Origin of the sequence: Nocardia wallacei, from assembly GCF_029869545.1 — a bacterium.
Taxonomy (GTDB): domain Bacteria; phylum Actinomycetota; class Actinomycetes; order Mycobacteriales; family Mycobacteriaceae; genus Nocardia; species Nocardia wallacei_A.
In genome coordinates this window covers 1-23,947 of record NZ_JARWQD010000052.1, presented here as the reverse complement: position 1 = coordinate 23,947, position 23,947 = coordinate 1, and the positions used below count along the sequence as shown (strand labels likewise).

At 68.2% G+C, this 23,947-nt stretch carries 24 protein-coding genes and 1 pseudogene; 17 read left to right on the top strand and 8 right to left on the bottom strand.

Going from position 1 to position 23,947, the window contains the following annotated elements:
• Nucleotides 1-106 precede the first annotated feature (106 nt).
• From QH290_RS02645 to QH290_RS02620, 6 genes and pseudogenes are all read left to right on the top strand, one after another.
• Nucleotides 107-1,069, top strand: a pseudogene (locus QH290_RS02645) (acyl-CoA dehydrogenase family protein); the annotation flags it as partial.
• Nucleotides 1,070-1,096: 27 nt separating this feature from the next.
• Nucleotides 1,097-2,176: an acyl-CoA dehydrogenase family protein gene (locus QH290_RS02640; protein ID WP_280269406.1), complete on the top strand. Its 1,080-nt coding sequence runs from the start codon at nucleotides 1,097-1,099 to the stop codon at nucleotides 2,174-2,176.
• A complete protein-coding gene (locus QH290_RS02635; RefSeq protein ID WP_280269405.1) occupies nucleotides 2,161-3,330 on the top strand; it encodes an acyl-CoA dehydrogenase family protein in 1,170 nt (389 codons plus the stop codon). Before QH290_RS02640 ends, QH290_RS02635 begins: the two co-directional genes overlap by 16 nt.
• Nucleotides 3,331-3,339: 9 nt before the next feature.
• Nucleotides 3,340-4,284 carry a bifunctional MaoC family dehydratase N-terminal/OB-fold nucleic acid binding domain-containing protein gene (locus QH290_RS02630; protein WP_280381858.1) on the top strand — a complete coding sequence of 315 codons (945 nt, stop codon included), beginning with the start codon at nucleotides 3,340-3,342 and terminating at the stop codon, nucleotides 4,282-4,284.
• On the top strand, nucleotides 4,281-4,697 hold the full coding sequence (locus QH290_RS02625) for a MaoC family dehydratase (protein WP_280381857.1): 417 nt from the start codon (nucleotides 4,281-4,283) through the stop codon (nucleotides 4,695-4,697). Before QH290_RS02630 ends, QH290_RS02625 begins: the two co-directional genes overlap by 4 nt.
• Complete coding sequence (locus QH290_RS02620; protein WP_280269402.1) at nucleotides 4,694-5,866, top strand: lipid-transfer protein; 1,173 nt, start codon at nucleotides 4,694-4,696, stop codon at nucleotides 5,864-5,866. The genes QH290_RS02625 and QH290_RS02620 overlap by 4 nt, the downstream gene beginning before the upstream one ends.
• Before the next feature lie 3 nt (nucleotides 5,867-5,869).
• Here QH290_RS02620 and QH290_RS02615 read toward each other — a convergent pair whose 3' ends face one another.
• Nucleotides 5,870-6,457: a TetR/AcrR family transcriptional regulator gene (locus QH290_RS02615; protein ID WP_280381856.1), complete on the bottom strand. Its 588-nt coding sequence runs from the start codon at nucleotides 6,455-6,457 to the stop codon at nucleotides 5,870-5,872.
• An 81-nt stretch (nucleotides 6,458-6,538) separates the two neighbouring features.
• Between QH290_RS02615 and zapE the strand changes: the two genes are divergently transcribed.
• The 6 genes from zapE (at nucleotide 6,539) to QH290_RS02585 (ending at nucleotide 12,045) form a co-directional block, all read left to right on the top strand.
• Nucleotides 6,539-7,480 carry a cell division protein ZapE gene (zapE, locus tag QH290_RS02610; RefSeq protein WP_280269400.1) on the top strand — a complete coding sequence of 314 codons (942 nt, stop codon included), beginning with the start codon at nucleotides 6,539-6,541 and terminating at the stop codon, nucleotides 7,478-7,480.
• A gap of 334 nt (nucleotides 7,481-7,814) precedes the next feature.
• Entirely contained in the window at nucleotides 7,815-8,789 is a 975-nt protein-coding gene (locus QH290_RS02605; protein ID WP_280269399.1) for a DUF4129 domain-containing protein, read from the top strand.
• On the top strand, nucleotides 8,786-9,289 hold the full coding sequence (locus tag QH290_RS02600) for a hypothetical protein (protein WP_280269398.1): 504 nt from the start codon (nucleotides 8,786-8,788) through the stop codon (nucleotides 9,287-9,289). The genes QH290_RS02605 and QH290_RS02600 overlap by 4 nt, the downstream gene beginning before the upstream one ends.
• A 28-nt stretch (nucleotides 9,290-9,317) precedes the next feature.
• Complete coding sequence (locus QH290_RS02595) at nucleotides 9,318-10,280, top strand: AAA family ATPase (RefSeq protein WP_280269461.1); 963 nt, start codon at nucleotides 9,318-9,320, stop codon at nucleotides 10,278-10,280.
• Nucleotides 10,277-11,551 carry a DUF58 domain-containing protein gene (locus QH290_RS02590; RefSeq protein ID WP_280269397.1) on the top strand — a complete coding sequence of 425 codons (1,275 nt, stop codon included), beginning with the start codon at nucleotides 10,277-10,279 and terminating at the stop codon, nucleotides 11,549-11,551. Before QH290_RS02595 ends, QH290_RS02590 begins: the two co-directional genes overlap by 4 nt.
• Nucleotides 11,548-12,045 (top strand): hypothetical protein, encoded by a 498-nt coding sequence (locus QH290_RS02585; RefSeq protein ID WP_280269396.1) that lies wholly within the window; start codon nucleotides 11,548-11,550, stop codon nucleotides 12,043-12,045. Before QH290_RS02590 ends, QH290_RS02585 begins: the two co-directional genes overlap by 4 nt.
• Nucleotides 12,046-12,442: 397 nt before the next feature.
• On the opposite strand, the gene QH290_RS02580 is transcribed toward QH290_RS02585, so the two are convergent.
• Nucleotides 12,443-13,306 carry a MaoC/PaaZ C-terminal domain-containing protein gene (locus QH290_RS02580; RefSeq protein ID WP_280269395.1) on the bottom strand — a complete coding sequence of 288 codons (864 nt, stop codon included), beginning with the start codon at nucleotides 13,304-13,306 and terminating at the stop codon, nucleotides 12,443-12,445.
• A gap of 13 nt (nucleotides 13,307-13,319) precedes the next feature.
• Entirely contained in the window at nucleotides 13,320-15,041 is a 1,722-nt protein-coding gene (gene kstD / locus QH290_RS02575; protein ID WP_425301877.1) for a 3-oxosteroid 1-dehydrogenase, read from the bottom strand.
• A gap of 140 nt (nucleotides 15,042-15,181) precedes the next feature.
• Here kstD and QH290_RS02570 point away from each other — a divergent pair, with 140 nt between their 5' ends.
• Genes QH290_RS02570 through dmpG form a run of 3 tightly spaced genes read left to right on the top strand, consistent with a single transcriptional unit; the run spans nucleotide 15,182 to nucleotide 17,940 of the window.
• Nucleotides 15,182-15,967, top strand: coding sequence for a 2-keto-4-pentenoate hydratase (locus QH290_RS02570; protein WP_280381855.1), 786 nt, complete (start codon nucleotides 15,182-15,184; stop codon nucleotides 15,965-15,967).
• A 9-nt stretch (nucleotides 15,968-15,976) separates the two neighbouring features.
• Nucleotides 15,977-16,888 (top strand): acetaldehyde dehydrogenase (acetylating), encoded by a 912-nt coding sequence (locus QH290_RS02565; RefSeq protein ID WP_280381854.1) that lies wholly within the window; start codon nucleotides 15,977-15,979, stop codon nucleotides 16,886-16,888.
• 14 nt (nucleotides 16,889-16,902) lie between these two features.
• The gene (dmpG, locus tag QH290_RS02560) at nucleotides 16,903-17,940 is read left to right on the top strand and encodes a 4-hydroxy-2-oxovalerate aldolase (RefSeq protein ID WP_280381853.1); all 1,038 of its coding nucleotides are present in this window, start codon (nucleotides 16,903-16,905) and stop codon (nucleotides 17,938-17,940) included.
• A gap of 70 nt (nucleotides 17,941-18,010) precedes the next feature.
• On the opposite strand, the gene hsaB is transcribed toward dmpG, so the two are convergent.
• The 4 genes from hsaB to hsaA are packed head-to-tail and all read right to left on the bottom strand — an operon-like array spanning nucleotide 18,011 to nucleotide 21,578.
• Complete coding sequence (gene hsaB / locus QH290_RS02555) at nucleotides 18,011-18,601, bottom strand: 3-hydroxy-9,10-secoandrosta-1,3,5(10)-triene-9,17-dione monooxygenase reductase subunit (protein ID WP_280381852.1); 591 nt, start codon at nucleotides 18,599-18,601, stop codon at nucleotides 18,011-18,013.
• Nucleotides 18,602-18,617: 16 nt separating this feature from the next.
• Complete coding sequence (gene hsaC, locus QH290_RS02550) at nucleotides 18,618-19,523, bottom strand: iron-dependent extradiol dioxygenase HsaC (protein WP_280265657.1); 906 nt, start codon at nucleotides 19,521-19,523, stop codon at nucleotides 18,618-18,620.
• A gap of 2 nt (nucleotides 19,524-19,525) precedes the next feature.
• Nucleotides 19,526-20,401, bottom strand: coding sequence for a 4,5:9,10-diseco-3-hydroxy-5,9,17-trioxoandrosta-1(10),2-diene-4-oate hydrolase (gene hsaD, locus QH290_RS02545; RefSeq protein ID WP_280381851.1), 876 nt, complete (start codon nucleotides 20,399-20,401; stop codon nucleotides 19,526-19,528).
• Between the two features lie 13 nt (nucleotides 20,402-20,414).
• Complete coding sequence (gene hsaA, locus QH290_RS02540) at nucleotides 20,415-21,578, bottom strand: 3-hydroxy-9,10-secoandrosta-1,3,5(10)-triene-9,17-dione monooxygenase oxygenase subunit (protein ID WP_280265659.1); 1,164 nt, start codon at nucleotides 21,576-21,578, stop codon at nucleotides 20,415-20,417.
• A gap of 226 nt (nucleotides 21,579-21,804) precedes the next feature.
• Between hsaA and QH290_RS02535 the strand changes: the two genes are divergently transcribed.
• Together QH290_RS02535 and QH290_RS02530 are read left to right on the top strand one after the other, a co-directional pair.
• A complete protein-coding gene (locus QH290_RS02535) occupies nucleotides 21,805-23,022 on the top strand; it encodes a 3-ketosteroid-9-alpha-monooxygenase, oxygenase component (protein ID WP_280265660.1) in 1,218 nt (405 codons plus the stop codon).
• Nucleotides 23,022-23,342, top strand: coding sequence for a hypothetical protein (locus tag QH290_RS02530; RefSeq protein ID WP_280381850.1), 321 nt, complete (start codon nucleotides 23,022-23,024; stop codon nucleotides 23,340-23,342). The genes QH290_RS02535 and QH290_RS02530 overlap by 1 nt, the downstream gene beginning before the upstream one ends.
• 44 nt (nucleotides 23,343-23,386) lie before the next feature.
• Here the strand turns inward: QH290_RS02530 and QH290_RS02525 are convergent, their stop codons facing one another.
• Nucleotides 23,387-23,794, bottom strand: a complete 408-nt coding sequence (locus QH290_RS02525; RefSeq protein ID WP_280265662.1) for a cupin domain-containing protein — start codon at nucleotides 23,792-23,794, stop codon at nucleotides 23,387-23,389.
• Nucleotides 23,795-23,947 lie beyond the last annotated feature (153 nt).

The window sequence follows — 23,947 nt, the reverse complement described above, 5'->3', positions numbered from 1 at the left end:
GGGCGCGCCCCCCCCCCCCCCCCCCGCGCCGGCCCCCCCCCCCCCCCCCCCCCCCCCCCCCCCCCCCCCCCCCCCCCCCCCCCCCCCCCCCCCCCCCCCCCCCCCCCCCCCCCCCCCCCCCCCCCCCCCCCCCCCCGCGGGCCCGATCCTGCGCACGCTGATCGATGAACAGGTGCGGGCCGCCGGAATCACCGTGCCGGACATCCAGATCGGCAACTGGGCGGTGCCCACGCTGCTGCAGTACGGCACGCCGGAGCAGATCGAACGCTTCGTGCAGCCCACGCTGCGCGGCGAGGTGATCTGGTGCCAGCTGTTCAGCGAGCCCGAGGCCGGATCGGATCTGGCGGCGTTGCGCACCACCGCGACCCGCGTGGACGGCGGCTGGACGCTGCGCGGCCAGAAGGTGTGGACCTCGCTGGCGAACGTCGCGAACTGGGCGATCTGCCTGGCGCGCACCGACGCGAATGTGCCCAAGCACCGCGGCATCAGCTACTTCCTGGTCGATATGAACAGCCCCGGCATCGATATTCGGCCGCTGGTTCAGATCACCGGGGAGGCGCGTTTCTCCGAGGTCTTCCTCGACGAGGTATTCGTCCCCGACGACTGCCTGGTCGGCGAATTGGGCGGGGGCTGGAAAATCGCCCGCTCCACGCTGTCCTCGGAGCGGGTCGCCATGGGCGGCAGCGGAATCGGCGAGGAATTGGAAACACTCATCGCCACCGCGCCGACGGAAGGTCCGGGCGCCGAATTGATCGCCGACCGCATCGGTGATTTGGTTGCCCAATCGGTCGCTGGGTTGTTGCTGGAGACCCGAGCGGCGCAGCGAATGCTCGCCGGAATTGATCCCGGCCCGCAAAGCAGCGTGCGCAAACTGGTCGGTGTCCGCCATCGTCAGGCGGTCGCGGAGTTTGCCGTCGAACTCGCTGGTGTCGCGGGCGCTCAGGAATCGGATGTGGTGAAAGAATTCCTGCTAACACGCTGTTTGTCGATCGCGGGGGGCACCGAGCAGATCCTTTTGACCGTGGCCGGCGAACGGATTCTCGGGCTCCCGCGCGAATCGCACGGCTGACTCCACACCTGACACGGGAGCAATGAATTGGACTTCAACAGGGACGAGAGCCAGGACGCTGTCGCCGAGGTTGTCGTAAGTTTGCTGGAGCGCAATAGCGCGCGCGATAGCGAGCTGTGGCCCGCCATCGTCGACAGCGGCCTGCTGGCGGTCGCGCTGCCGGAACGTTTCGGCGGCGACGATATGGGACTGCTCGAGGTCTCGGCCATGCTGACCGAATTGGCCACCGATGCCGTGCAGGTCCCGGCATTGGCCACGCTGGGTTTCGGGGTGCTGCCGTTGGTCGGCCGGATACCGGACGCGCTGGCGGAGAAGATATTTCCGGCGGTGTCGAAGGGCGCGGTGCTCACTGCGGCACTGAACGAGCCGGGTGCGCCGTTCGCGATGAAGCCGGAGACGACCGCGGTCGCCGACGGTGCCGTGGCGCGGATCAGCGGCCGCAAGATCGCGGTACCCTACGCCGATCGGGCGCAGTGGATGCTGGTGCCCACCGATTCCGGCATCGCCGTGGTGGAGGCCGACACGCCCGGCGTCACCCTGGTGGCGAGCCCGGCCTCCACCGGCGCGCCGGAATTCTCCGTGCACCTCGAACGGGCCGAGATCCCCGCAGAGCAGTTGCTGACCGAGGGCTCGGGTTCTCCGCTGCTGGCGGACCTGCACCGGCTGGCGCTGGCGTCGATCGGTGCGGTGGCGGACGGCCTGCTCAAGGGCGTGCTGACACTGACCGCCGAGCACGTGCGGACCCGGCATCAGTTCGGCCGTCCGCTGGCCGAGTTCCAGGCCGTGGCCCAGCAGATCGGCGACGTCTACGTCGTCTCGCGCACCCTGCACGCGGCGGCGCTGTCGGCGAACTGGGCTCTGGCGCAGCAGGATCAGAGCCCCGAACATCGCGAGCGGGTCGACGACGACCTGGACGTGCTCGCCTACTGCGTCGCCTCGGATCTGCCCGCGGCCATGCAGAAGTGTCACCACCTGCACGGCGGAATCGGTGTGGACATGACCCACCCGCTGCATCGCTACTACTCACAGGCCAAGGACATCGCCCGCTGGCTAGGCGGCGCGTCGTTCCGGCTGGATCGTTTGGGAGCCAGATGTTCATCGACCTGACGGCCGAGCAGCGCCGGCTGCGTGACGAATTGCGTTCGTACTTCGCCGATCTCGTGACTCCCGAGGAGGAGGCCGAGATGTCGGTGAACCGGCACGGCGACGCCTACCGAGCGGTGGTGCGGCGCATGGGCCGCGACGGCAAGCTCGGTGTGGGCTGGCCGAAGGAGTACGGCGGGCAGGGATTCGGGCCGGTCGAACAGCAGATCTTCTACAACGAGGCCGCGCGGGCGGATGTGCCGCTGCCGCTGGTCACGCTGATGACGGTCGGCCCGACCCTGCAGCAGTTCGGCACCGAGGAGCAGAAGCGGAAGTTTCTGCCCGCAATCCTTTCCGGTGACGTGCATTTCGCGATCGGCTACTCCGAGCCGGAGGCGGGCACCGACCTGGCGTCGCTGCGCACCAGCGCGGTGCGCGATGCGAGCGGCGACTGGATCGTCAACGGGCAGAAGATCTTCACCACCGGCGCGCACGAGGCCGACTATGTGTGGCTGGCCTGCCGCACCGGCACGGCCGAGTCGCGCCACCGCGGCATCACGATCCTGATCGTGGATACCAGGGACCCGGGCTATTCGTGGACGCCGATCATCACCTGCGACGGCGCGCATCACACCAACGCCACGTACTTCGACAATGTGCGGGTTCCGGCGAATATGCTTGTCGGAGAGGAGAATCGGGGCTGGAAGCTGATCACCACCCAGCTCAATCACGAGCGGGTGAGCCTGGGTCCGTCCGGCAAGATCGAGCAGCTCTACGACCGCGCGCGGGATTTCGCGCAGCGGCAGGGGGTGCTGGGAGAGGCCGATGTGCGGCGCTCGCTCGGTCGCATGCATGCCATGGTCCGGCTCAACGAGCTGCTGAACTGGCAGGTGGCCGCCGATGCCGGTAACGCGGACAGCGATCCTTCGGGCGTGATCGCGGATGCCTCCGCGACCAAGGTCTTCTCGACCGAATCGCTGCAGGAGGCGGGGCGGCTGGCCGAGGAGATCGTCGGGCGCTACGGCGATCCCGCCGATCCGCCGACCGCCGAACTGCTGCACTGGCTGGACCGGCGCACCAAGCAGAACCTGGTGGTGACCTTCGGCGGCGGCGTCAACGAGATCATGCGCGAACTCATCGCCACCGCCGGGCTGCAGCTGCCGCGCGTACCGAGATAGGAGTTTCCCATGCCGGAAACCATGACGGCGGAACAGCTCTCCGCCGCCGGGGAACGAATCAAGGACAAGGGCGAGTGCGCACCGCGCGTGGCGCGCGATCCGGTCAACCAGCCCATGATCAACAACTGGGTCGAGGCCATCGGCGACGCCAACCCGATCTACGTCGACGAGCAGGCCGCACGCGATGCCGGGCATCCGGGCATCGTCGCCCCTCCCGCGATGGCGCAGGTGTGGACGATGCCGGGGCTGCACGGGGCGCGCCCGGCGGACGATCCGATGAACGCGGTCAACGACCTGCTGGATGCCGCGGGTTACACCTCGGTGGTCGCGACCAACTGCGAGCAGACCTATCACCGGTATCTGCGGCTCGGCGAGCGCGTGCAGGCGCGCACGCGGCTGCAGGATCTGGTGGGGCCCAAGCGCACCGCGCTCGGCGAGGGCTGGTTCGCGACCTACATCCTGACCTGGTACGTCGGCGACGAGGCCGTCACCGAGATGTCGTTCCGGATGCTGAAGTTCGCGCCCGGTACGGCGAAACCGGCCGCGGCACAGGAAGATCTGAGCAAGCGCGCCCGGCCGACCGTCTCGAAGGACACCGAATTCTTCTGGGAGGGAACGAAGGCGGGGGAGCTGCGCATTCAGCGGCTGCCCGACGGCACCCTGCGGCATCCGCCGGTGCCCGCGCTGTGGGAGGACAGGACCGAGCCGACCGACTACGTGGTCGCCTCCGGTCGCGGCACGGTGTTCAGCTACGTCGTGCACCACGCGCCGAAGGTGCCGGGTCGGCAGGTGCCCTATGTGGTGGCGCTGGTCGAGCTGCAGGAGGGCGTGCGGATGCTCGGTGAACTGCGCGGTGTCGAACCGGACGCGGTGCGGATCGGACAGCCGGTCGAGGTCGCTTTCGAGAAGCTCGATGAGGACAACACAGTGCCGTATTGGAAGGTGAGCGCATGACGGCCACGCTGGAACCCGGTGCCGTGCAGGTGGGTTCGGCCCTGCCGGAGCTGTCCATCCATGCCGATCCCACCTTCGTGGTCAGCACCGCCCTGGCCACGCGGGACTTCCAGGACGTGCATCACGATCGGGACAAGGCCGTCGAGCGCGGCTCGAAGGACATCTTCGTCAACATCCTCACCGATACCGGGCTGGTGCAGCGGTACGTCACCGACTGGGCCGGGCCGGGCGCCCGCGTGAAGTCGCTGAAGCTGCGGCTGGGCGTGCCGCTGTACGCGGGCGACACCCTCGTCCTGAGCGGCACCGTGACGGCGGTCGAGGGGCCGGAGGTCCATATCGACCTGGTCGGCCGGGACAGCCTCGGTGACCACATCACCGCGAAAGCCGTTATCGCACTGCAGGAGACGAAGTGAGCCAGCTCAGCGGCAAGGCCGCCATCGTCGGTATCGGCGCCACCGACTTCTCCAAGGAGTCCGGGCGCAGCGAATTGCGGCTGGCGGCCGAAGCCGTCACTGCCGCGCTGCACGACGCGGGGCTGAAGCCTGCGGACGTCGACGGGCTGACCACCTTCACCATGGACACCAACACCCAGGCCGCCGTGGCCCGGGCGGCCGGTATCCCGAATCTGAAGTTCTTCAGCAATATTCCGTTCGGCGGCGGGGCGGCGTGCGCGACCGTGCAGCAGGCGGCCATGGCCGTCGCGACCGGGGTCGCCGATGTGGTGGTCGCGTACCGCGCGTTCAATGAGCGTTCGGGCCACCGATTCGGCCAGTTCGCAACACATTTGGCGACCGCGGCGACCTCCTCCGGCGTCGATGCGGCGTGGGCGTACCCGCAGGGCCTGGGCACTCCGGCGGCTCAGGTCGCCATGGTCGCCCGGCGGTACATGCACGTATACGGCGCCACCAGTGCGGATTTCGGGCGAATCGCGGTCGCCGATCGCAAGCATGCGGCCGTGAATCCGGCGGCGCACTTCTACGGCAAGCCGATCACCCTGGAGGAGCACCAGAACTCGCGCTGGATCGCCGAGCCGCTGCATCTGCTGGACTGCTGCCAGGAGACCGACGGCGGCGTGGCGATCGTGGTGACCAGTGTCGAACGAGCCCGGGACCTACCGCAGAAATCGGCCGTGATCGCCGCCGCCGCACAGGGTTCCGGCGCGGACCAGTACGTCATGACCAGCTACTACCGCGACGCGATGACCGGGCTGCCGGAGATGGGGCTGGTCGGCGATCAGCTCTGGGCGCAGAGCGGGCTGCGCCCGGAGGATATGCAGGCCGCCATCCTCTACGACCACTTCACGCCCTTCGTGCTGATGCAGCTGGAGGAGCTCGGCTTCTGCGGCCGCGGCGAGGCCCGCGACTTCATCGCCGACGGCGCCATCGAGCTCGGCGGCCGCCTACCCCTCAACACCCACGGCGGCCAGCTCGGCGAGGCATACATCCACGGCATGAACGGCATCGCCGAGGGCGTCCGCCAAATCCGCGGCACCTCGGTCAACCAGGTCGATGGCCTGTCCAACATCGCCGTCACCGCCGGAACCGGCGTCCCCACCTCAGGCCTGGTGCTGACGGCCGCCTGAGGCTCAGCGTGCGGAGAGCTGTGCGCGCAGTGGGGCCTCCAGCTGCGCGACGCTGCGGGGCGTACCGGCCTTCGAACCCCTTCTCGCACCGGCGAATCGGTCGAATACCAGGCCCTCGAGCACCGCGATGAAGTCGGCCGCGGACGTCGCCGGATCGGCCGCGCCCAGGCTTCGGAACAGGGAGGTGGCGTGGTCGTGGGAGAACAGGCACGAGGTCAGGCGGCGGTGCAGGTCCGGGTCGCCGAGCTGGTCGATGATCAGTGCGTGCCGCACGATCAGATGATTGCGGCGGCGTGCGAGCAACTGGTCCAGCCAGCGTGCGATGCCGTGGGCGATCTCGTCCGGCTCTGTTGTGGACGGTTGGGGATCGCCGAGCCGGGCCTCCGTGAAATCGGCGCGGGAGCGGGTGGCTATTCGGTCGACGATGGCCTCGATGAGCGCGCGTTTGGTGCGGAAGTAGTAGGAGACCGAGCCCGGGGGTAGGGCCAGGGTGGTGTCCAGGGCGCGGTGGGTGAGGGCTCGAAGGCCCTGGGTGGCAATGAGATCGATGGCGGCATCGATGATCCGGGTGCGCCGGTCGGCTGTGGACATCGTCACCTTTCCTCGCGGTGCGACCCGCGATCCTCTACAAGTGTAGATCGGACTCTACACATGTAGAGAATGGAGCGGGTTGTGGACGAGTTGGTGCTCGATGAACAGCAGCGCGCGGCCGCGGCGCGGCTGGCGGCCGTCGCGACGGGAGTCGGGCGGCGGTGGCGTCGTCCGGGCGGTATCTATCTGCACGGTCGGCCGGGGCGCGGCAAGACGATGCTGATGGACAGGTTCTTCACCGAGGTCGGCTCGGAGTGCAAGTGCCGCTATCACTTTCACGACTTCTTCGCCCGGTTGCACGGTGCCGTGGCCGAATTCGGGTCCATCGACCGGGCCGTCGACGCGGTGCTCGGGAAGGCCGTTCTGGTCTGCTTCGACGAATTCCATGTCCACGACATCGGTGATGCCATGCTCCTGGCCCGCCTGCTCGAGGCGCTGTTCGCCCGGCGCGTGGTGCTCGTGGTGACCTCGAACTATCCGCCGGAGGGGCTGCTGCCGAATCCGCTGCTGCACCACCGGTTCCTGCCGACGATCGAGCTGTTGCGTGCCCGGCTGGACGTGGTGGCCGTGGACGGTCCGCAGGATTACCGACGGCTCGGCGGGCGGCGGAGGGGCTTCGCGTCGGGGCGCTATCTCGAGGAGGTCGCGTCCTTCGAGCGGGACACCGAGATTTCGATCGGACACCGCGTCCTGCGGGTTCGTGCCGAAACCGGCGGCGTGATCGTGGATTTCGCCGAGCTGTGCGGAAATCCGCTGTCGGCGACGAACTTCCTGGACCTTGCCGGGCGCTACCGGCATTGGACCCTGTGCGGCGTCCCCGCCCTGCGCACCGTCCCGATGGACTGGGCAACCCGCTTCGTGAACCTGGTCGACATCCTCTACGACGCCGACCGCCCCCTGACCATCTACGCCAAGACCTCGCTGCCCGAGCTGGTTCGCGACGTCCCGAACGTCCCGGACCTCGCTCGCACCGCCAGTCGGCTGAGCGAGATCCCGGCCAAAAGCATGCCGGGAATGAGGTAGGGCGCCCGTGTGGGAGGTGAGACGCGTGGCAGGTGGCTGTTGCAAGATGGCGTTCGCATGTGGGCGTTAGCTCGCTGTGACGCAACTTGGTTGCGCCGCAGCAGGATTGTGGGTTCTCACAGTTTGCGCACACATCAACTACCCGCAAGAGGGATAGACGGGAATCCGACGGTTCGGGTGTGGCGATTTCCCTGCTGACGGACCGTCCGGCATGTAACGATGTGCCTGCTTTGCAGTACCGGAGTTTGGGAGAGGCTCGTGAGTGAGCTTGCGAGCGCCCGTCGATACAGTGCCCCCCGCGCGCGACGGAGCCGAGCGTCAGCGAGGTGAAGGCGTGAGTGGGGTCAGGACGGCGATACCGCGCGCGATCGGACCGATCGTGCTGCTGTCGCTTGCCGTTTTCGCGCTGCGCGGATACATCCCGGGTAACGGTGGGCCGCATGCGGTTTCGCCGCCCTCGGCGGTCACGGTCGCGCTGATGCCGGTGCTGGCGCTGGTGTCGATAGTGATCCTGCTGGCGGGGGTGATCACCAGCCAGCACCGGCTGCCGCTGGCCATGCCCGAACACGATCGCGAGTCCGACCGGAGGCCGGGGCAGCTGCGCCGGTTGGGCCTGATGCTGCTGGTCGCGCTGGCGGTGCTGGCCGTATTCGCCGCCCTGACCTGGATGGTGTACCTGCTGACGGCCGGGACCGGCGACGAGGTGCAGCAGCCACCGGCGGCCCGCCCGACACCCACGACGCCCGTGCAGACGCCGCCCCCGACGACGCAGCCGTTCTCGGGAACCCCGCCACTCGACAACCGGGCCCTGATGCTGGTCGGGATCGCGGCCGCCGCGCTGGTGGCCACGGCCATCGTCGGCCTGGTGGTGGTCGCCATCGGCACCCGCAGCCGCCCGGTGCCGCAGCCCGCCACCCCCGACCACGTGCCCGCCGAGCAGCCGGTGTCGCTGGCGCAGGTGGCAGAGATGGGCCTGGCCGCGATGATCGCCTCGGGTCAGGATGCCCGCACCGCGATCATCGCCTGCTACGGCGCCATGGAGCGCGGCCTCGCGCAGGCGCGCGAGGTGGCGCCGCTGATCTCGGACACCCCGTCGGAGGTGTTGGCCCGCGCGTTCGAACGCGGCGCACTGCACGATGCCTCCGCCCGCGAACTGGTGGCGCTGTTCGAGGAGGCGCGCTTCAGCCCGCACTCGATGCTGGAGTGGCAGCGGATGCGCGCCGAGCAGCTGCTGCGCATCGTGCTGAACGATCTCCAAGGGGAAACTGTTGTGAGCGAACCGAATACACAGCGCGAGGCGATGTCATGACCCGCTCGGTGATCGTGGGCGGCGCCGTCGCGGTGATCGTGCTGCTCGAGGTGATCGCGCTCGGAAACCAGCGCGACCTGCTCCCGCTGCTGGCGGGGGTGCCGGTGCTCGGGGCGCTGGGGCTGCTGGTGTGGTCGCTGGTCGAACGTTCCCGCACCGAGGCGTCGACCGGACCGGCCGACGACGAGATCGACAACGGTCCCGCGGAGATGTTGCGGCACTGGCGGGCTCGCGCGCAGATGCTGGCCGAGCGGGCCGACGGTTCGCGCGCCGACTGGGACCGCCACCTGCGCCCGTTGCTGGCCAAGGAATTCGAGCTGTCCAGCGGACATCGGATCAGCAAGAACCGGCGCGCCACCGAATCCGCCGGAATCCTGCTGTTCGGCCCCGAGCTGTGGCGCTGGGTGGATCCGGCGAATTCGGCGCTGCGCGACCAGAACACGCGCGCACCGGGACGCCCGGCGCTGGACGAGATTCTGCGACGACTGCAGTCGATGTGAAAAGGTAGAGATGAGTGCGAGTGCGAACATGACGACACCGATGGACGTGACCATCAAGCGCTCCGAGGCGGTGCTGCGCGAGATCGCACGCGTCGTGGTCGGCAAACGCGATGAGCTACAGCTGATCATGGTCGCGGTGCTGTCGGGCGGGCACGTCCTGATCGAGGACCTACCGGGCCTGGGCAAGACGCTCATCGCCCGATCCTTCTCCGCCGCACTGGGTTTGCAGTTCACCCGGGTGCAGTTCACCCCGGATCTGCTGCCCGCGGACCTGATCGGCTCCACCATCTACGACATGAACTCGGGCCGTTTCAATTTCCGCCGCGGCCCGGTGTTCACCAATATGCTGCTGGCCGACGAGATCAACCGCACCCCGCCCAAGACGCAGGCGGCGCTGCTGGAGGCGATGGCCGAGGGGCAGGTCAGCATCGACGGCGAAACCTTCCCGCTGCCACAGCCTTTCATCGTGCTGGCCACCGACAATCCGATCGAGTACGAGGGCACCTATCCGCTGCCCGAGGCGCAGCTCGACCGTTTCGCGGTGCAGCTGCGGCTGGGTTATCTGTCCGAGCAGGACGAGACGCAGATGATCCGCCGCCGCCTGGAGCGCGGTTCGGTACCGCCGCAGGTGGGGCAGGTGGTGGACGCGCAGGGACTGCTGGAAATGCGGCAGGCCGTCGAATTCGTGACGGTGCACCCCGATGTCGTGACCTACGTGGTGGCGCTGGCCGCCGCCACCCGCAGCCATCCGCAGGTGGAGGTGGGTGCCAGCCCGCGCGCCGAACTGGACCTGGTGCAGATGGCCCGCGCCCGGGCGCTGCTGCTCGGCCGCGACTACGTCGTCCCCGAAGACGTGAAGGCCCTGGCGATTCCGGCCATGGCGCACCGCATCACCCTGCGCCCGGAGATGTGGGTGCGGCGCATCCGCGGCGAGGATGTGATCACCGAGCTGCTACGCCGCCTGCCCGTCCCGCGCGCCACCGTCACATGAGGCATCGAGATACCAGCTCGGTCGCCGAGGCCGAATTGCGTTGGCGCCCGGCGCCTCTGGTGTTCATGCTGGCCGCCGCGGCGGCACCCGCGCTGGCGCTGGCGGTGATGCTGGGGCGGTGGCAGCTGGTGGTGTTCGCGGCGCCGATGCTCGGGGTGCTGGCGACCGCGCCGTGGCAGGTGTCGCGCACCAGGATTCAGGTCGACGGCGCGGGAGTGCTGCGCTGCTTCGAATCCGAGGAGGTGGTGCTCAGTGTCGCCGCCTTCGTCGAGGACGGTAACGCCCTGCTGCGGTGCACGCCGCAGCAGACGCACGGACTCGAGGTGCGGGTGGAGGAGGCGGTCGACTCCGGCCCGGCTCCGGCGGGTCTGCGGCTGGCGCTGTCGACCGGCCGCTGGGGGCGCTATCCGGTGACCGCACGGGTCACCGCGCTCAGCCCGGCGGGGCTCGCGGTGGCGTCGGTCACGCTACCGGCGGGGGAGGTGTATGTGTATCCGATCGCCGATCCACAGCGAATGCGGTTGCCGCGCACCGACCTTCCCGAACGCATCGGCACCCACCTGACCCGGCGACACGGTCCGGGCGTGGAGTACGCCGACATCCGCGCGTACGCGCCGGGCGATCAGCTGCGCACGGTGAACTGGCCGGTGAGTGCCCGGCGCGGGCGGCTCTACGTGACCGAGCGGCTCACCAATCGCGCCGCCGATGTCGTTGTGCTCGTGGATACTTCGCTGCAGGCGCCCGGTCCGGCGGCGGATTCGCTGGAGCTGTCGGTGCGCGGCGCGGCGCAGGTCGCGCAGTCGGCGCTGCAGGCGGGCGACCGGACCGCGGTGGTCTGCCTGGGCCAGGCGCCGCGCTGGCTGCGGCCCGATATCGGGCGTCGGCAGTTCTATCGCATCGTCGACACGGTGCTCGCCGTCGGCGAGGAGCACATCGCCACCTCCGGCACGCTGGCCCCGCACGCCGCGGTGCCGATCGGCGCGATCGTGGTGGCGTTCTCGACGCTGCTGGACACCCAGTTCGCGCTGGCCCTGATCGATCTGCGCAAGCGCGGGCACGTCGTGGTGGTGGTGGATGTGCTGCGCGGCGCGCCGTTCTACGAGGGGCTCGACGCCACCATGGCTCGGATGTGGCAGCTCGAGCGGGCATCGATGTACCGGGATATGGGCACCGTGGGTGTGGACATCGTGGCCTGGCCGGAGGACACCCGGCTCGACCAGGTGATGCGGCTGATCCCGGAACATCGCCGAGTTGTGCGGGTGCGGCGATGACGAAATTCCTGGCCGTGCTGTCCGGCCTGCTGTTGACCGCCGCGGTGGCGATCGTGCTGCCGTGGGCGGCGATCCCCACGGGCCTCGCGGTGGTCGCGGGCTGGCGGTTCCGGATCTGCGCGGTGGTGGCGGTGCTGGTGGCGCTCGGCGCGATCGCCTGGGACGACACCGGCGCCCTGGCCGCCGCCGGTACCGGGCTGGTGGCGACGACCTATCTGCTCAACACCGCCACCGTGCACGCGCCCGCCGGGGTGGTCCCCACCACGCTGCCGTCGGTCACGGGTGCGCTCGTCTTCGCGGCCGCCGCCGTCGCCACCACCCTGATCCCGCTCCAACCGGCCTGGGTCCCCCTGGCCGCCCCGATCGTGGTGGTGGTGCTGTACGCCCTGATCATCCAGGGGTTGAGCAGCGGACGGAAACCACCCGCCGCGGCAGTGGACCCCGGCCAAGAGCACGCCGGGGATGCTGTGAAGCACGCCGGGGATGCTGTGTGACTGGCCACATGAGCGGGTTCCGTAACCCCTGCTAAGTACTACAGCTTGTAGTGTCGGAGGGATGTGGGTTATTCCGATCATCGCCGTCATCTGCTCCGTCGCCATCGCCATCCTCTTCGCGACAGGCTTCCCGGACGCGGAGTGACCCTGTTGTTCCGGCGAAAAGCGTGCCGGAACAACAGGGAACAAAATGGTGCCAGCGTGCCGGAATCTCGGCGAACAGATGGTGCCAGCGTGCAGGTACGACAGGGAACCAATGGTGCCAGCGTGCCGAAGCGACAGGTAAGCGTGTGAGCGCCTACCTTCCCGAGATGCCGGGCACATTCCCGGCGTGCCGGGCCCCTCTCATTCCCGGCGTGCTCGGCCCCTCTCATTCCCGGCGTGCTTTTGGCCGGGATCAGGTGGTGAACGTCAGTTTCACGTCGCCGAGGACCGGGGCGTCCTCGCGGTCTGCCACTGTGGCCGCGATTGTCAGTTCGTTGCCTTCCAGCCAGATTCGGGAGCGGATTGTTTCGCCCGGGTAGAGGACTCCGGCGAAGCGGGCGCGGAAGGCGGTGACGCGGGCGGCGTCCGAGTTGAGCACCGTGTCGACGGCGTTCTTGCAGACCAGTCCGTAGGTGCACAGGCCGTGCAGGATCGGGTTGGGGAAGCCCGCGGCGCGGGCGAACCCGGGGTCCGAGTGCAGCGGGTTGCGGTCGCCGCACATGCGGTACAGCAGCGCCTGCTGCGGCAGCGTCGGCGTCGTGACGTCGAAATCCGGTGCGCGGTCCGGTAATTCGGACTTGTTGCTGGGTCCGCGCTCACCGCCGAAGCCGCCCTCACCCTTGGCGAAGATGGACGACCGCGCGGTCCACAGCGGGTCGCCGTCGGAGCCGGTGACCGTGGTCTCCTGCACCACCACCGCGGCCGAGCCCTTGTCCCAGATCTCGCTGATCCGCCCGGTGCTCCGGGCCTTACCGGTGGCCGGAATCGGCTTGTGCACCACCACTTCCTGGCTCCCGTGCACCACCTTCGCAAGGTCGATCTCCACACCCGGGAAGCTGACCTTCGGCGGCTCGGTCACCCCCAGCGTCGGCGCGACGGTCGCGAAGGTCGGCAACACCTGCGGCGCGCGATCGTCGAGATAGCGCAGCTCACCGGTATCGGTCCAGCGCGCCCCGGCGCCCAGGCCGAGGTGGTACAACTGCACGTCGGACGGAGTCCACGCGAACTCCAGCTCCGGAAGTGCCGCTCCCAGAGCTACTTTCGGATCGATAGGCATTCGTCTTCTCCCGCTACTCGCTCGCCTGCTTCTTCCGCTCGACGATATCCAGCACCGCCAGGTACCCGTAGGCGATGGCCGGGCCGATCGTCGCGCCGGGACCCGCGTAAGTGTGGCCCATGACCGGGGTCGAGCTGTTGCCGGAGGCGTAGAGGCCCTCGATCGGGCTGCCGTCCTCGCGCAGCACCCGGCCCGCGGTGTCGGCGACCAGGCCGCCCTTGGTACCGAGATCGCCCGGCACCATCTTCGCCGCGTAGAACGGGCCCTGCACCAGCGCGGCCAGGCAGGGGTTGGGCTTCACCGTCGGATCGCCGTAGTACCGGTCGTAGTGGCTCTCGCCGCGGCCGAAGTCCTCGTCCCTACCGGTCTCGGCGAACTTGTTGAACCGGGCGACGGTCGCGGTGAGATTGTCGGCGGGCACGCCGATCCGCTCGGCCAGCTCCTCGAGGCTGTCGGCCTTGACGATGTTGTCGTTTTCCATCCAGCGAGACGGGATGCGCTGGCCGGGCTGCAGCGAGGCGAAGATGTAGCGGTTGCGGTAGCGCTGGTCGAACACCAGCCAGGTGGGGATGTTCTCACCCGGCCCGGCGCCCTGCCCGTACTCGCCGCCGTACATGGTGTGCACCGCCTCGACGTAAGGAGCCGACTCATTCCCGAATCGCTTCCCGTCGGCGTTGACCATGATGGCGCCGGGCAGATTCCGCTCCGCCAGCGCGAACCAGGGCTTGCCGCCCTTGAAGATGGTCGGTCCCCACCAGGCGTCCTCCATGAATCCGACCGCGCCACCGGCCTCCATGCCCGCGACGATGCCGTCGCCGGTGTTGGCCGCCGCGCCGGTGGTCCACTCGGTGGTGATGGGCTGGCGCTGGTACTTGGCGCGCATCTCGGCGTTGTGCTCGAAGCCGCCGCTGCCCAGCACCACGCCGTGGCGGGCGGTGAAGGTGACCGGCGTGCCGTCCTGCACCGCCTCCACGCCGGTGACCACGCCGTTCTCGATGACGAGCCTGGTCATCGGCGTGTTCAGCAGCAGGGGCACGTTCGCGTCCATGAGCCCCTTGCGCATGGCCGCGATGATGGCCTGCCCCATGCCGAGAATGTGCTTACCGGTCCACTTGGCCAGGTAGGTGCGCGCACCCACGCGCATGGCCCGCATCATGCCCTTCGGATGGCGCCGGATCAGGTTGAGGCGGACGAAATCGGCCTGCATCACGACGACGTTGAGCGGCGCCTTGGCGTAGGGCGGCTCCAGCTTGAAACGCTCCTCGCCGAGCACCTTGGCATTGAACGGCTTCGGTTCGCACGAGCGCCCGGCGCCCAGGCCGCCCGGTGCCTCCGGGTAGTAATCGGAGTAGCCGGGCACCCACTTCAGCTGCAGCGGCGTGTGGTCGAGCACGAAGTCCAGCGCCTCCGCGCCCCGGTCGATGTAGGTGTCGATCCGCTCCTTCGGCACCGCGGAGCCTTTCCCGCCCCCCTGCCCTTCGGGCCCACCCCCCGTACCGATGATGCTGTGCAGGTAGCGGCGCGCCTCCTCGCGGTCGTCGGGCCGCCCGGACGCCCGCAGCGCCTTGTTGCCGGGAACCCACACGCCGCCGCCGGAGCGTGCCGTAGATCCCCCGTAGTGAGCGGCCTTTTCGATGATCACCACGCGGAGCCCGTGGTGGGCGGCGGTGAGCGCGGCGGTCATCCCGGCGGCACCGCTGCCGACCACCACCACGTCGTATTCCCGATCAGTCATGTAGAACACGTTATAGAATCAGTCTCGGTTCGGTCTATATTGGTGTGGCAGACGGCGCAACTGCGGCCGGTTTTCGCTGGAAAACTCGTTTCAGTTTCCGTCTCGGCCACGATCCCGGGCCCCCAGTGGAAGGAACAAGCGTGCTGTCCGACGCGGTACGGAGTGAACTGGCCGCGGAGCTCGCGGTCGCCGAGCGTGACCGGGTGCCGATCGACCCGCTGGTCGCGCGGCATCCCGGCATCGACGTGGTCGATGCCTACGAGATCCAGCTCATCAACATCCGGCAGCGGCTGGCGGGCGGCGCGCAGGTCGTCGGCCACAAGGTCGGGCTGTCGTCGAAGGCGATGCAGGAGATGATGGGGGTGGACGAGCCCGACTACGGGCATCTGCTGGGTGAGATGCAGGTGTTCGAGGACGTGGTCGTCGATACCTCGAGGTATCTGTACCCCCGCGTGGAGGTCGAGGTGGGTTTCGTACTGGGCAAGGATCTGCCCGGCGCGGAGTGCACCGAGGCCGACGTGCTCGACGCGACCGTCGCCTACGCGCCGTCGATCGAACTCATCGACACCCGCATCAAGGACTGGAAAATCGGGCTGTGCGACACCATCGCCGACAACGCGTCGTCCGCGGGCTGGGTGCTCGGTCCGGAGCGGGTCGACCCGAACCTGTTGGATATCAAGAAGATCGACGCCAAGCTGACCCGCAGCGGTGAGGTGGTCGCCGAGGGCCGCAGCGATGCGGTGCTGGGCGATCCGACCATCGCGGTGGCGTGGCTGGCGCGCAAGGTCGCCTCCTTCGGCGTGCGCCTGAAGGCCGGGGACGTCGTGCTGCCCGGCTCCTGCACCCGTGCCATCGACGCCCGCCCGGGCGACGACTTCCTTGCCGAGTTCACCGGACTCGGTTCCGTCCGTCTGCAATTCAGCTAGGAGATACTCGTGGCTTCCAACGGAAAAGTCAGTGCCGCCATCGTCGGCTCCGGAAACATCAGTACCGACCTGCTGTACAAGCTGCTGCGGTCGGAGCGGATCGAGCCGCGCTGGATGATCGGAATCGACCCGGACAGTGAGGGTTTGAAGCGGGCCCGCGGGCTCGGGCTGGAGACCTCCGCCGAGGGCGCGGATTGGCTGCTGGCCCAGGCGGAGAAGCCGGAACTGCTGTTCGAGGCCACCTCCGCCTACGTGCACCGCGAATACGCGCCGAAGTACGAGGCCGCCGGGATCCGCGCGATCGATCTGACGCCCGCCGCCGTCGGCCCCGCCGTGGTGCCGCCGGTGAACCTGGGCGACAACCTGGATACCCCGAACGTCAACATGATCACCTGCGGTGGGCAGGCCACCATTCCGATGGTGGCGGCCGTCTCGCGGGTGGTCGAGGTGCCCTACGCCGAGATCGTGGCGTCGGTGTCCTCGGTCTCGGCGGGACCCGGCACCCGCGCCAATATCGACGAGTTCACCAAGACCACCAGCCGGGGCGTGGAGACCATCGGCGGCGCCCGGCGCGGTAAGGCGATCATCATCCTGAATCCCGCCGAACCCCCGATGATCATGCGCGACACCATCTTCTGCGCGATTCCCGAGGACGCCGATACCGCTGCGATCACCGAGTCGATCCACCGCATGGTCGCCGACATCCAGGAGTATGTGCCCGGCTACCGGCTGCTCAACGAGCCGCAGTTCGACGAGCCGTCGGTGGTTTCCGGTGGGATGGCGAAGGTTTCGGTCTTCGTGGAGGTGGAGGGTGCGGGCGACTTCCTGCCGCCCTACGCCGGAAATCTCGACATCATGACCGCGGCCGCCACCCGCGTGGGTGAGGTAGTCGCCGGTCAGATCGTCTCGGCCCGGGTGTAAGGAGAAGTAGGACAATGGTTTACAGCAACGAACTCGACATCCGCGTCACCGACACCTCGCTGCGCGACGGGTCGCATCACAAGCGGCACCAGTTCACCGCCACCGAGGTGCGCGATATCGTCACCGCCCTGGACGGGGCGGGCGTGCCGGTGATCGAGGTGACCCACGGCGACGGCCTGGGCGGTTCCTCGTTCAACTACGGCTTCTCGAAAACTCCTGAGCAGGAGCTGGTCACGATCGCGGCGCAGACCGCCAAGCAGGCCAAGATCGCGGTCCTGATGCTGCCGGGCGTCGGCGTGAAGGAGGACATCAAGGTCTCCCAGGACAACGGCGCCTCGATCGTCCGCATCGCCACGCACTGCACCGAGGCGGACGTGTCCATCCAGCACTTCGGTCTCGCACGGGAACTCGGCCTGGAGACCGTCGGTTTCCTGATGATGTCGCACACCCAGCCGCCGGAGGTGCTGGCCAAGCAGGCCCGCATCATGGCCGATGCGGGCTGCCAGTGCGTGTACGTGGTGGACTCCGCGGGTGCCCTTGTGCTCGAACAGGTTTCCGACCGCATCGCCGCGCTGGTCGCCGAGCTCGGTGACGACGCCCAGGTCGGCTTCCACGGCCACGAGAACCTGGATCTCGCCGTCGCGAACTCGGTCTACGCCGTCCGCGCGGGCGCCAAGCAGATCGACGGCAGCGCACGGCGTTTCGGTGCGGGCGCGGGCAACACCCCGGTCGAGGCGTTCGTCGGCGTCTGCGACAAGCTCGGCATCAAGACCGGCATCGACTTCTTCGCCATCGCCGACGCCGCGGAAGACGTTGTCCGCCCGGCCATGCCGCAGGAATGCCTGCTCGACCGCCAGGCCCTGATGATGGGCTACGCCGGCGTCTACTCCAGCTTCCTCAAGCACGCCGAACGCCAGGCCGAACGCTACGGCGTCTCCGCCGCCGAAATGCTCGTCCGCGCCGGCGGGCGCAACCTGGTGGGCGGCCAGGAGGACCAGCTCATCGACATCGCCCTGGAACTCCAGCGCGAACAGCAGACCGTCACCGCCTGACGCGCGATGAACACGTAGAGCCGCGGACCGGAATCCCGTCCGCGGCTCTCGGCCGTTCGCACCGGCGGGACTACAACCAGGTGTCGAGTGTGGTGGTGGTGAGGAAGTGTTCCAGGTCTGCGCGCCAAGGGGCGGGAACGGTCTTCTCGGGCTCGATGGCGGTGTATTGGCCGCGGTAGAACAACAGCGGCCTGCCGGAGTCCGTGGACTCCGACAGGGCCAGCACCCGGCCGAACACCACGTAGTGATCGCCGCCGTCGAGCACGTTCGCCACAGTGCACTGGATCGTGGCCAACGCGCCGTCGAGGGCCGGAAGCCCCAGATCCGAGGTGTGCCAGTCGATTCCGGCGAACTTGTCGGGTTCGCGCGAACCGAACCGGGCGCACACCGGCTGCTGCTCCTCGGCGAGCATGTTGACGCAGAAGCTGCCGTTGCGCTCGATCGCGGCCCAGGAGCGGGATTCCTTGGTGGGGCAGAACAGCACCAGCGGCGGGTCCAGGGACAGGGCGGCGAACGACTGGCAGGCGAAACCGACCGGCGTCCCCTCCGTATCGAGCGTCGTGATCACGGTGATGCCGGTGCAGAACTGCCCCAGCACATTCCGGAACTGCCGCGCATCGATCTCGGGAAAGTCGGTGCCCGCCAAGCCGTCCGTCGCCATGCCATCTACTCCTGTCCTACTGTTCCCGGAACCCGATGCTGAAGTCGTGGCCCCACAGGCTGACCGCGGTCGACTCCCGCGCGATCCAGTTCTCGTCCTCGACTTCGAGTCCCTCGCAACCGAATTCGATATCGAAGCCGCCCGGTGTCTTCATGTAGAACGAGAGCATCTTGTCGTTGATGTGCCGTCCGAGGGTGGCCGACATCTTGACCTTGCGGCGCAGTGCGCGATCCAGGCAGAGGCCGACGTCGTCGGAGTTCTCCACCTCGACCATGAGGTGCACGATGCCGGTCGGGTTGGGCAGCGGCAGGAACGCCAGCGCGTGATGGCGCGGGTTGCAGCCGTAGAATCGCAGCCAGGCCGGGTCACCATCGGCGGGACGGCCCACCATCTGCGGGGGCAGCCGCATCGAGTCGCGCAGCCGGAAGCCCAGCACGCCCTGGTAGAACTCCTGCGCCGCGGCGTCGTCGGTGCAGGTCAGCACCACGTGGCCCAGGCCCTGCTCGGCGGTGACGAACTTGTGGCCGTAGGGGCTGACGAAGCGCCGGGCGAGGTACTGCATGCCGTGGAACGCCTCGAGCGTATTGCCGGACGGATCCTCGAACTGGATCATCCCTTCGACGCGGCGGTCGGCCAGCTCCTCCTTGGTGGCCTCCTTGAAGGCCACGCCCGCCGCCGACAGCCGCTCGCGCAGTTGCTGGAGTTCGGGTGCGTCGGCGACCTCCCAGCCCGAGACCAGCAGCCGGTCCTTGTCGCCGGGCACGATGACCAGGCGCGCCGCGAACTCGTCCATGCGCAGGTAGAGGGCCTCGGAGTCGGGCCCGTCGCCCTCCATCATGCCGAGCACCTTGAGCCCGTATTCGCGCCAGGCCGCCATGTCGGTGGCCTCGATGCGCATGTATCCGAGTGCTCGAATACCCATGACTACTTCTCCTCGGGAGACAGGAAATCGGTGGTCAGCCGGTTGAATTCGTCGAACCGCTCCCGCTGCGCCCAGTGCCCGCACCGGCCGAACACGTGCAGCTGCGCGCGCGGGATCGTCTTCAGGGCCACGAGCGCGCCGTCGATCGGATTCACCCGATCCTCACGGCCCCAGATCAGCAGCACCGGCTGGCGCAGCCTGTAGGCATCGCGCCAGAGCATGCCCTTCTCGAAATCGGCCGCGGCGAACGACTTGCCCATCGCGCGGGTGGCGGCCAGCGACTCCGGCTGCGAGGCCGAGGCGAACCGCTCCTCGATCAGTTCCGGCGTGATCAAATTCTGGTCGAAGACCATGATCCGCAGGAAGGCCTCGAGATTCTCCCGGGTGGGCTCGACGTTGAACCTGCCCAGCGCCTTCACGCCCTCGGTCGGATCGGGCGCGAACAGGTTGGTGCTCAGCCCGCCCGGTCCCATCAGCACGAGCTTGCCCGCGCGGTCGGGGTAGTCGAGCGCGAACCGCACCGCCGCGCCGCCGCCGAGCGAATTGCCCAGCAGGTGAACACGATCGGTGATCTGCAGCGTGTCGAGCAGATCCTTCAGCGCCGACGAACTGTGCACGAAATACTGCGGATGCTCGGTCGGCTTGTCCGACAGCCCGAATCCCGGCTGGTCCACGGCCAGCACATGGAAGTTCTCGGCCAGCACCGCGATATTGCGGGAGAAGTTCGACCAGGACGAGGCGCCCGGACCGCCGCCGTGCAGCAGCACGATCGTCGGGGCGTTGCCGACGCCCGCCTCGTGGTAGTGCAGCTTCAGATCCGGCCGCACCTGCGCGTAGCGGGAGGTCGATTCGAAGGTCAGTTCCGCTGTCGTCGTCATTCGGCAGACTCTCCTAGACCATCGTGTCGGTGACGGGCAGGCCGAACGTGCCGGTGCCGAAGGCGACGTAGGCCCGCTCGGCATCGTTGGCCGCGTGCACCCGGCCCGCGTGCGCATCCCGCCAGAACCGCTGCAGCGGTGTGTCGTTCGCCAGCGCGGTGGCGCCGGAGCTTTCGAAGAGCTTGTCGATCGAGGCGATCGCCCGGCCGGTGGCACGCACCTGGTCGCGCCGTGCGGCCAGGCGCAGTTCGAACGGAACCTCCTCGCCCGCAACGATATGCGCGTACTCCGCGGAGAGGTTACCGGAGAGCTGACGCCAGGCGGCGTCGATATCGCTGGATGCCTCCGCGATCCGCACCTTCGCGAACGGGTCGTCCTTGGCCTTCTCCCCGGCGTAGGCGGCGCGCACCCGCTTGCCCTGGTGCTCGACGTGCGCGTCGTAGGCGCCGTAGGCCATGCCGACGATGGGCGTCGAGATCGTGGTGGGATGGATTGTGCCCCACGGCATCTTGTACAGCGGGTCGGTGTTGCGTTCCAGGCCGGGGGATTTCAGCTCGGACATGGTCTTGAAGCTGAGGAACCGGTAGCGCGGGACGAAGACGTCGTCGACCACGATGGTGTTGCTGCCGGTGCCGCGCAGGCCGACGACATTCCAGACGTCGTCGATGCGGTAGTCGGAACGCGGGATCAGGAAGCTGCCGAAATCGACGGGCTTGCCGTCCTTGATGACGGGTCCGCCGACCACCACCCAGTCCGCGTGATCGCAGCCCGACGACCAGGCCCACGAGCCCTTGACCGTGTAGCCGTCGCCGGTGACCACGCCCGCGCCCATGGGCGCGTAGGAGGAGGAGATCCGCACCTCGGTGTCCTCGCCCCAGACATCCTCCTGCGCCTGCTGATCGAACAGCGCCAGATGCCAGTTGTGGATGCCGATGATCCCGGCCACCCAGCCGGTGGAACCGCACGCGCTGGCGATCTTGCGGACGGTGTCGTAGAAGACGACGGGATCGGCGGCATGGCCGCCCCACTGACGCGGCTGCACGAGCCGGAAGAACCCGGTCGCCTGCAGGGCCTTCATGGTCTCGTCGGGGATGCGGCGCAGATCCTCTGCCTCCTGCGCACGCTCGCGCAGCATCGGCAGCAGCGCTTCGACCCGCTCTACTACTTCTTGCGTCATCTCGGGGGCTGCTCCTTGCCTGGTCGATCGACAACGGGTTCATCGGCCCCGAAGTCCTGCGGTGAGACCGATACTAGTCTTGAGACTAGAACACGTTCTTATTCCTGTCGAGAACGGGTATCCGCGTCATCGACGGACGGGGCTTTGCCTGGTAGTCGATGCAATAGCTGGCGCTGCGCCGCACAATTTTGTAACGTGTTCTAGTGCTCGTAGAGGAGGGATCGCAATGGCAGTAACCCCACAGCGGAGCGGCGGGAAGGTTCGTGAGATCGATGTCGGCACCGCGCCCACCCGGTATGCGCGGGGATGGCATTGCCTCGGCCTGGCCGCACCGTTTCGGGACGGCAAGCCGCACGCCATCTCGGTTTTCGGCACCAAGCTGGTGATTTTCGCCGACAGCAAGGGCGAACTGCAGGTGCTCGATTCGTACTGCCGGCACATGGGCGGCGACCTGAGCATGGGCGAGATCAAGGGTGACTCCGTCGCCTGCCCGTTCCACGACTGGCGCTGGGGCGGCAACGGCCGCTGCACCGGGATTCCGTACGGCCGCCGCGTGCCGCCGCTGGCCAAGACCCGGGCCTGGACCACGCTGGAGCGCAACGGTCAGCTGTTCGTGTGGCACGACCACGAGGGCAATCCGCCGCCGGACGACGTCACCATCCCCTACATCGAGGGTCCGTGGACCGATGCCGACGGGAATCCGAGCGAACAGCTCAACAGTGCGTGGACCGAGTGGACCTGGCACTCCCTGCTGATCGAGGGCGCCAACTGCCGCGAGATCATCGACAACGTGGTCGACATGGCGCACTTCTTCTATATCCACTTCGCCTTCCCGACCTACTTCAAGAACATCTTCGAGGGCCATATCGCCACGCAGTTCCTGGAGACCAAGGGTCGCCCGGACATCGGCATGGCGGCGAAGTTCGGCGGTGACACGCTGCTGAAGTCCGAGGCCTCGTACTTCGGGCCGTCCTACATGATCAACCCGCTGATCAACATCTACAGCGGATACGAGGTCAAGAGCGTCCTGATCAACTGCCACTACCCGGTGACGCAGGATTCGTTCGTGCTGCAGTGGGGCGTCAGCCTGGAGAAGCCGACCGGCGTCGACGGCGAGATGGCAGATCGCCTGGCGGCCAAGATGACCGAGGGCATCAGCGAGGGCTTCCTACAGGACGTCGAGATCTGGAAGCACAAGTCCAAGATCGAGAATCCGCTGCTGGTCGAGGAGGACGGCCCGGTCTACCAGCTGCGCCGGTGGTACGAGCAGTTCTATGTCGACGTCGCCGATATCGATCCGAAGATGACGCAGCGCTTCGAATTCGAGGTCGACACCTCCAAGGCGAACGAGGCGTGGGAGGCGGAGGTCGCCGAAAACCTGCGCCGCAAGCGGGAATCCGAGGAGGCCGCGAAGTCCGAGGCCGCAGCGGAGGCGAGCGTCTGATGGCCACCTGGGCGAAAGCACCGGACTTCGCGGACCGGCCGGAGCGGCGGGCCGAGGTGCGCGCCCAGACGGTCGTCGACAAGCGGCATTACCTGGAGAACGGCATGACGCCGGTCGCCTGCCGGGCCTGCGGGACGAAAGTCCTGGTCCGCAAGGCCAGTTCGCATCAGAAGTCGGTGCAGTGGACGTCCAGCCCGGCCGAGCACTGCCCGGTCTTCAAGGAACTGTCGGGCGGCCTCGGCCGTCCCGACTCCTGCCCCGATCTGGAGCAGGCGATCGAGCAGGCCGTCGACGACGGCGTGCTGCGAGTCGACGAGTAGCGGGTCGGCGCGGCGCTTGGAGCGAGCCGTCGCGCCGCCCCCGCTCAGTCGAGGCGGAAGTCGGCGAAGTCGAAGCCGGGGGAGACCAGGCAGCTGACGAGGACGTACTCGTCGCCCGCGGGCCGGGCGGACTGGCTGACTCCGCCGGGGACGACCGCCTGCAGGAGCTGGCCGTGCTCCACGTCGGGGCCGAGCACGATCTCCTCCCCGCCGATATCGAGCAGCAGCGGTCCGCCGCGCTGCCACAGCCACAGCTCGTCCGAGCGGACGGTGTGCGGGGCGGACTTGTCGCCGGGCATCAGCAGGAAATGGATCGCCGTCGCCGCCGATCGCGGCCCGTCGTAGCCGTGCGGCTCGAATTCCACCGGGCTGCGCCAGGTTTCGCGAAACCAGCCCCCTTCGGGATGCGGCTGCAGATCCAGTGCGACGGCCAGGGCGGGCCGATCGGTCATGGGCTGTCTCCCTGTGTGTCCAGAAGGGTTGGTGGTTGGTTATGTGAATGGCTGACGGCTGATTCGTAAGCTCGTCGTCGCTTGCCGGTGGAAGTCCGGTCCGGGTAGCTGTCAGGAGGCCCGGTAGCAGGCTGGCGGTATCGCTTGGAAACG

Excerpts from the sequence above, each read along its gene's own strand:
- QH290_RS02635 (WP_280269405.1), top strand. The coding sequence starts at position 2,161 with ATGTTCATCGACCTGACGGCCGAGCAGCGCCGGCTGCGTGACGAATTG.
- QH290_RS02630 (WP_280381858.1), top strand. The coding sequence starts at position 3,340 with ATGCCGGAAACCATGACGGCGGAACAGCTCTCCGCCGCCGGGGAACGA.
- QH290_RS02625 (WP_280381857.1), top strand. The coding sequence starts at position 4,281 with ATGACGGCCACGCTGGAACCCGGTGCCGTGCAGGTGGGTTCGGCCCTG.
- QH290_RS02615 (WP_280381856.1), bottom strand. The coding sequence starts at position 6,457 with ATGTCCACAGCCGACCGGCGCACCCGGATCATCGATGCCGCCATCGAT.
- QH290_RS02600 (WP_280269398.1), top strand. The coding sequence starts at position 8,786 with ATGACCCGCTCGGTGATCGTGGGCGGCGCCGTCGCGGTGATCGTGCTG.
- QH290_RS02595 (WP_280269461.1), top strand. The coding sequence starts at position 9,318 with ATGACGACACCGATGGACGTGACCATCAAGCGCTCCGAGGCGGTGCTG.
- QH290_RS02590 (WP_280269397.1), top strand. The coding sequence starts at position 10,277 with ATGAGGCATCGAGATACCAGCTCGGTCGCCGAGGCCGAATTGCGTTGG.
- QH290_RS02585 (WP_280269396.1), top strand. The coding sequence starts at position 11,548 with ATGACGAAATTCCTGGCCGTGCTGTCCGGCCTGCTGTTGACCGCCGCG.
- QH290_RS02580 (WP_280269395.1), bottom strand. The coding sequence starts at position 13,306 with ATGCCTATCGATCCGAAAGTAGCTCTGGGAGCGGCACTTCCGGAGCTG.
- kstD (WP_425301877.1), bottom strand. The coding sequence starts at position 15,041 with ATGACTGATCGGGAATACGACGTGGTGGTGGTCGGCAGCGGTGCCGCC.
- dmpG (WP_280381853.1), top strand. The coding sequence starts at position 16,903 with ATGGTTTACAGCAACGAACTCGACATCCGCGTCACCGACACCTCGCTG.
- hsaB (WP_280381852.1), bottom strand. The coding sequence starts at position 18,601 with ATGGCGACGGACGGCTTGGCGGGCACCGACTTTCCCGAGATCGATGCG.
- hsaC (WP_280265657.1), bottom strand. The coding sequence starts at position 19,523 with ATGGGTATTCGAGCACTCGGATACATGCGCATCGAGGCCACCGACATG.
- hsaD (WP_280381851.1), bottom strand. The coding sequence starts at position 20,401 with ATGACGACGACAGCGGAACTGACCTTCGAATCGACCTCCCGCTACGCG.
- hsaA (WP_280265659.1), bottom strand. The coding sequence starts at position 21,578 with ATGACGCAAGAAGTAGTAGAGCGGGTCGAAGCGCTGCTGCCGATGCTG.
- QH290_RS02535 (WP_280265660.1), top strand. The coding sequence starts at position 21,805 with ATGGCAGTAACCCCACAGCGGAGCGGCGGGAAGGTTCGTGAGATCGAT.
- QH290_RS02530 (WP_280381850.1), top strand. The coding sequence starts at position 23,022 with ATGGCCACCTGGGCGAAAGCACCGGACTTCGCGGACCGGCCGGAGCGG.
- QH290_RS02525 (WP_280265662.1), bottom strand. The coding sequence starts at position 23,794 with ATGACCGATCGGCCCGCCCTGGCCGTCGCACTGGATCTGCAGCCGCAT.